This is a genomic window from Roseovarius sp. TE539 (genome assembly GCF_003298505.1).
In the GTDB taxonomy this organism is placed as follows: Bacteria; Pseudomonadota; Alphaproteobacteria; order Rhodobacterales; family Rhodobacteraceae; genus Roseovarius.
In genome coordinates this window covers 21,318-27,852 of sequence record NZ_QNGB01000038.1, presented here as the reverse complement: position 1 = coordinate 27,852, position 6,535 = coordinate 21,318, and the positions used below count along the sequence as shown (strand labels likewise).

The following is a 6,535-nucleotide window of genomic DNA, read 5'->3' as shown; positions in this document are numbered from 1 at the left end:
CCGTGATCGTGGTTCCCGTCGGGCTCAGCGTCAGCGTATGGCTCGACTGTTTGCCGGAAAGAAAGGCGGTATCCCATCCCGCCCCCCCATCCAGAAGATCATCGCCGGCACCGCCCGAAAGGGTGTCGTCGCCGGCCCCGCCCCATAGCATGTCATCGCCATCCTCGCCCCAGAGAACATCATTGTCATCGCCGCCGTACAGAAAGTCCGACCCGGCGACCCCCATGAGCGTGTCGTTCCCCGCATTTCCATGGATTGTATCATTGCCCCAGACGCCACTCAGGTGGTTGTGTCCTGCATTTCCGACCAGCGTGTTGTCGAGTGGGTTTCCAGTGCCGACAAGATCCGCGTCTCCGACGAATACAAGGTTTTCAAGGTCATCACCGGCGGAATGTCTCCGCAGCGTGAAGTTCACGGAGCTCTCGACGGTGTCGATACCCTCCCCAGCGTTCAAGATCGTGTCATCTTTACTGTCAATCCTGAACAGGTCATCCCCATCGGTACCCGAGTGTGCCGGGGAGCTTTTGATCGCGTTGGCGTCGGACTCAACCAGCCCCGGTCCGCTCGAGTTTCCTGGGGGGACCGCGCCCGCCTCTGCGGCATCGACGCCCTCGATGTCGAGGCGCAGCACCGACCATGACTGCAGCGTCAGAAGAAACTCTTCGAAGGCGTCGGCGGTCAGCAAACCTGACACCTCGGTCGTGCTGATGACCGGCTCGGCCATTTGATCGGTGCCGCCCGCGCCGCCATCCCAAAGCTCGGTCCACGAAACGCGATAGTAATCCGCCTCGAGCGTGATCGCGGCGCTCAGGTCCAGCTCCAGGCGGTTCTCGGCACCGCTGCGCTCGGAGAAAAGCAACACCTGCCTGTCGGTATTGCCATAGCCGTGAACGGCGAAATCCCCCGCCACGCTGAAATCCAGCACGGGGGTCAGACCTGGCAGGCTCTCGCTCATCAGGGCGAAGCCTTCTCCGGCGAGGGTCAGGGACTCTGCCGTTTTGAATATCAGCGTTCCGGAGTTGCTGTAGTTGAAGATCGCCGGCCAGAAATGGGCCGCGGTGACATTGTGGGTGACCATTTCATAGAGGATTTCCGTCGCCATCGACACTTGCTGGAGGCCACGGTTGTTGGCCTGCTCGATGTCGCCGTTCTTGCGGGTGTTCCACTCCGTGATGTAGAAATCGAGGACAGGTTGCGTGGCATCACGGCTCTCCAGCGCGATATTCCATAATTCGAGCTGGTTGAACCCGAACTGCTCTCCGGTGTTCACGGCATCGAAGCCGCCATCGAGGTAGTAATGCTCCACCACCCCGTCGAGCGCATTCGCCGCGTCGCGCAGGTTGAAATCCACAAGCTGCCCGTCCGTCCCCTCCACGGTGACGGAGTCCTCGTCGAAGGCGTCGATCATTTCGTGCACCTGCGGGCGGGACTTGTCCTGGGAGGCCACCGTGACGGCCGTGAGGCCGGCGGCGGACGCCTCGTCCATATGGCTCACTTTATGGGGTGTGTGGACAAACCCGGTCGCCTCTTCGACGTACAGCGTCGAATCGCGGCTCGGCGAAAACGTCCCCGCTGAACTGGTGGTCTGGACCACGATATCGGGCTGCGCAGCCGGGGGAATGCCCATATCGGCAAAGGTGTCCGACATCACCTGTGACATCGCCGCCGCGAGCTTGCCATACTCGGCCGCGGTCATCTGTCCCGAGCCCCAGAACTCGTTGCCGATTTCAAGCGCGTCGATCTTCACGCCTTTCGCTTGCGCGGTTTCGACAGCGGCCTTGCTGAACTCGGCGACGTGTTCGAGGTGGTCCGCATCGATGATCCGCTCGCCGTATGTGCCGGCAAGCAGGGCCTCGCCGGCCGATTGGGTGAAGCCGCTGATCGTGGGAACCACGAGGGTGACGTCGGTGCCCAGACTCGCGGCGTGTTCCAAGAATTCGGTGAACGGTACAAGCGTCTGGGAGTTGCCCTGAAACGTCCCGGTTGATTGTTCGTGGCTGCCGCCGCTGATATCCGAGATGTCGAAATACCATTCGGTGACCGACCCGCCGGGATACCGCAAGTTCGTGGTGCCGAGGTCCTGATACCTGTCAAGTAGTTGCGCCTCGTCAGGTGAGGTCACCGTAAAAAGCGCATTGAGGCCGAACATGTCTTCCGTGACAGCTGTGCCCGTGTTTTCATCCGTCTGATCAAAGACCTCGACGATCCCCATTTCGCATTCCTTCATCAAAACCAGTTGCAGTCCTGACGGGAGGGATTAGGGGCCGAAGGTCTCCGGCTTTGGTCGCTGACTTGAAAATGCGTCAGCCTTCGGTTCAATTTCTTGCGGAATTCAAAAGATGTCCTGGGAATGTGACAAAATGAGTCCTGCCCTAATTTGCCCACAATCCGGCGTTGTTGCAGAACTCGGTCTTTGGAGGATTCACTTTGCGAATCCATGCCGTTACACGGCGTCTATGGGCTAACCGTCCCCGCGCTACCGCGCGACGAACTGGTCCAGCTACAACGCATGGCTGCGCAACCGGGGGTGCTGCTGATCCGGGTCGACAAGGACATGACCCGGCGCGCGCCGCGTGACGGGTGGTGCGGATGGCCAGCGGCGTTTTTCGATGCCGCCATCCAGTTCTGCCTGTCGATCAAGGTCCTCGGCGATGGCGAATGGCAGGCGCGCAAGCACGGGGTGGCAGGGCCGCCGGTGAGCCATGTCGCGCCATTGATCCGAGCGACAATGGCGAACGGCGCAAGGTGCATCTGCCCATGGACCCGGCCACATCCGACATTCGGTCGGTGAAATTCACCCCCAGCCGCGGCGGCACGCGCCCGTAACGAAACCCTGCGCGCGGCGCGATACTATGGGAGGGCTTTCTGGAAGCGCTGGACGGGATACCACGACTGCGGCCGGATCGAGGCGAAGATGCGCTGCCTGAAAGCCTTCGACGAGCGCATCGCCGCGAGAGGCCCCGACCGCCAGACCGCCGACATCCACATCCACATCGCCCTCATGAGCCGCTCCTCGGCCCTCGGCACCGCCGACATCGTCCGCGTGGCATCACGTCAGCGGGACACGAAGTCAAGTTGCGCCGGAACGGAATTTCCCGCCCGCCACGGGCGGCGGTGTGCCCGTCTGCGGATCGTTTCCGATTGCCTCCGACAGTCTCTGGCCCGGCGCGAACACATCCCCGGTGGCGCCGCCGCGGCAGTGCTGGCATGTTTGTTCCGCAGATGCCGGTGTCCGGGATCTGCCGCCCTTCAGATCGTTATCGGTGTCATAACCTCAGGTTCGGTCACGTTGACGCCGGGCAGGGCCTTCACCAGTTCCTCTGCCGATTGTTCGAGAATCGGGAAGGTCTTGTAATGGCAGGGTATCACGGTCTTGAAATCGAAGAAGGTTCTGGCCGCGTAGGCCGCGCGCCGCATGTCCATGGTGAAATGCCCGCCGGCACAGAGAATGCCGATATCGGGTTCATGCAGGTCGTGGAACACTTTCATGTCGGCCATCACGTCGGTGTCGCCTGACAAATAGATCACATGGCCCTCTCCCGCGATCATGAAACCGCATTCGGTGCCGGGAACCTTCGGGCCGTCGGCGGACCCGAAGCTGGTGGAGTGGGTGGCGTGAACCATCGTCACCTTGAGGCCGTCAAGATCGACGGTGCCGCCCTTGTTGAATCCGACCGTCTCGATCTTTTCGTGTTCTTCCCAATGCGCCATGAGGTCGAACTGACCGACAACGGGGATCCCGTGCTGGCGCGCAAGCGACAGCACGTCGCTGACATGATCGAAATGCGCGTGCGTCAGCAGGATATGCGTGGCGCCGCGGGTCGCGGCCTGATGCTGGTCGGGGTCCAGCATGGGGTTGCCGTCGAGCCACGGATCCACCAGAAGAACCTGTCCTGCGATCTCGATCCTGAAGGATGCGTGGCCTAGCCATGTGATTTTCATGCGAACCTCCCTACCTTTTCCGGTACCCTAACAAATCCCCGGCATGAGGAAAGCCCGTTGGACTGGTTCGATTTTGTGGATGCCTATTGCGAGCGGACGGGTCCGGGCTTTTGGGCCGAGCCGGTGAATGCGCTGACCAACGGGGCCTTTCTGCTGGCCGCGGTGGTGATGGCCGTGCGGCTGCGTAACTGCCGTCTGCCTCTGGGGTGGGCAATGGTGGCCCTGCTGGCCCTGATAGGTATCGGCAGCTTCCTGTTCCACACCCATGCGCGGGTCTGGGCGGCGCTGGCGGATACCGCGCCGATTCTCGGGTTCGTCCTGCTTTACCTGTTCGCGTCCGCGCGACATTACCTGAACCTTCCCTGGCGCCGGAGCCTCGGGCTTGTCGTGATCTTCCTGCCAGTCGCCGCGGCGCTCGTGCCGGTGTTCCGGTTGCTGCCCGTTCTCGGCGTTTCGGCCGGGTATCTTCCGGTGCTGGTTCTGATCGCCGGTTTCGCCCTGTACTTGCGCCAACGTGCGCCTGCCACGGCCCGCGGCCTCGCGATCGGCGCCGGGCTGCTGTTCGTCTCGGTGACCCTGCGCAGCATGGATGAGCCTCTCTGTGCCGCTCTGCCGGGGGGCACTCATTTCGGCTGGCATCTGCTCAATGCTCTCATGCTGGGCTGGATGATCGAGGTCTACCGCCGTCACATGCTTGCGCGCCGCGCGCGCCGGCGCTAAACGCGGGCGGTGACCCGAACACATATCGAGAAGGCCCCTGCCCATGTCGATTGACCTTGAAACAGCCGCACGTGTGGCCGCTCTGGCACGTATCCGCGTGGAGGATGAGGCGCTGCCCGCTCTCGCGGATGAATTCAACGCCATCCTCGGTTTCATCGAACAGCTGAGCGAGGTCGATGTGGACGGTGTGGATCCGATGACAAGCGTCACGCCCATGCGCCTGAAGCGACGCGAGGACGTGGTGACCGACGGGCAGATGCCCGAGCGTGTGTTGTCCAATGCGCCCGATGCGCGCGAAGGCTTCTTCGCGGTGCCCAAGGTCGTGGAATGAACGAGACGCGCCGCGGGGCGGAGATGTCCGCCACCAGGAATGGAAACCAGTGATGACCGACCTGAACACCCTCACCATCGCCGAAGCCCGCGACTTGTTGCGCGCGGGAAAAGTGACGAGCGTGGAACTGACCCAGACCTGTCTGAAGCAGGCCACCGCCGCGCAGGCGCTTGGTGCCTTCGTCCACGACAGTTCCGATCTTGCAATTGAGCAGGCAAAGGCCGCCGATGCGCGTCTGCAGGGCGGCGAAGAGACCCCGGCGATGTGCGGCGTTCCCCTTGGTATCAAGGATCTTTTCTGCACGCGCGGCGTGCCCGGTCAGGCGGGAAGCAGGATCCTCGAAGGGTTTCGTCCGGAATACGAATCAACAGTGACGCGGAATCTGTTCGACGATGGCGCGGTCATGCTGGGCAAGCTCAACATGGACGAGTTTGCCATGGGCAGCAGCAACGAGACATCGGTCTACGGGAATGCCGTCAATCCGTGGCGGCGCAGCGGGGATGACACGCCCCTTACTCCCGGCGGTTCCTCCGGCGGATCGGCCAGTGCCGTCGCGGCGGATCTGTGCCTTGCCGCCACCGGTACGGATACAGGCGGGTCGATCCGTCAACCCGCGGCGTTCACCGGCATAACCGGCCTCAAACCCACCTACGGACGCTGTTCGCGATGGGGGATCGTGGCCTTCGCCTCGTCGCTGGACCAGGCCGGCCCGATGACCAAGTCGGTGCGCGACGCCGCGATCATGCTCGGGGCGATGTGCGGGCACGATCCGAAGGATTCGACCTCGGCCGATCTGCCGGTGCCGGATTTCGAGGCTTTGTTGACGGGAGACATCCGTGGCAAGGTTATCGGCATTCCGCGCGAATACCGGATGGAGGGGATGCCCGCGGAGATCGAGACGCTTTGGGCCGACGGCACCGCGATGCTCAGGGACGCGGGCGCGGAAATCCGCGACATCTCGCTGCCACACACCAGATATGCGCTGCCGGCCTATTACGTGATCGCCCCCGCGGAGGCGTCATCGAACCTGGCCCGGTATGACGGGGTGCGCTATGGTCACCGGGCGCACCTGGAACAGGGCGACGGGATAACGGAGATGTACGAAAAGACCCGCGCCGAGGGTTTCGGGGACGAGGTCAAACGCCGCGTCATGGTGGGAACCTATGTGCTGAGCGCGGGATTCTACGATGCTTACTACAATCGTGCCCGCAAGGTACGGACGCTGATCAAGCGCGATTTCGAACAGGTCTTCGCGGATGGCGTGGACGCGATCCTGACGCCCGCCACCCCGTCGGCGGCGTTCCCCCTGGGGATGCATACCGACGACCCGGTGCAGATGTATCTCAACGATGTCTTCACGGTGACCGTCAATCTTGCCGGGCTGCCCGGGATCAGCGTGCCCGCGGGACTGGATGCGCAGGGCCTGCCACTGGGGCTTCAGCTGATCGGCAGGCCCTGGGAAGAGGGCGATCTGCTGAACACCGCGCATGCGCTGGAGCGGGCGGCGGGCTTTGTGGCCAAGCCCGACAAATGGTGGTAAAA

General features: G+C 62.8%; 5 protein-coding genes and 1 pseudogene. 4 read left to right on the top strand and 2 right to left on the bottom strand.

Going from position 1 to position 6,535, the window contains the following annotated elements; translation table 11 throughout:
- A partial coding sequence (locus tag DQW77_RS16465) for a calcium-binding protein (RefSeq protein WP_181711316.1) occupies positions 1-2,212 on the bottom strand: 2,212 nt, incomplete at its 3' end.
- Between the two features lie 301 nt (positions 2,213-2,513).
- Here DQW77_RS16465 and DQW77_RS16460 point away from each other — a divergent pair.
- A pseudogene (locus DQW77_RS16460) lies at positions 2,514-3,049 on the top strand (hypothetical protein); the annotation flags it as partial.
- Positions 3,050-3,249: 200 nt separating this feature from the next.
- On the opposite strand, the gene DQW77_RS16455 reads toward DQW77_RS16460, so the two are convergent.
- Positions 3,250-3,942 (bottom strand): metal-dependent hydrolase, encoded by a 693-nt coding sequence (locus tag DQW77_RS16455; protein WP_113259307.1) that lies wholly within the window; start codon positions 3,940-3,942, stop codon positions 3,250-3,252.
- 57 nt (positions 3,943-3,999) lie between these two features.
- Here DQW77_RS16455 and DQW77_RS16450 point away from each other — a divergent pair, with 57 nt between their 5' ends.
- The 3 genes from DQW77_RS16450 to gatA are packed head-to-tail and all read left to right on the top strand — an operon-like array spanning position 4,000 to position 6,533.
- Positions 4,000-4,662, top strand: coding sequence for a ceramidase domain-containing protein (locus DQW77_RS16450; RefSeq protein ID WP_113259306.1), 663 nt, complete (start codon positions 4,000-4,002; stop codon positions 4,660-4,662).
- Positions 4,663-4,705: 43 nt separating this feature from the next.
- Entirely contained in the window at positions 4,706-4,993 is a 288-nt protein-coding gene (gene gatC / locus DQW77_RS16445; protein ID WP_113259305.1) for an Asp-tRNA(Asn)/Glu-tRNA(Gln) amidotransferase subunit GatC, read from the top strand.
- A 52-nt stretch (positions 4,994-5,045) separates the two neighbouring features.
- The gene (gatA, locus tag DQW77_RS16440; protein WP_113259304.1) at positions 5,046-6,533 is read left to right on the top strand and encodes an Asp-tRNA(Asn)/Glu-tRNA(Gln) amidotransferase subunit GatA; all 1,488 of its coding nucleotides are present in this window, start codon (positions 5,046-5,048) and stop codon (positions 6,531-6,533) included.
- Positions 6,534-6,535: the final 2 nt, after the last annotated feature.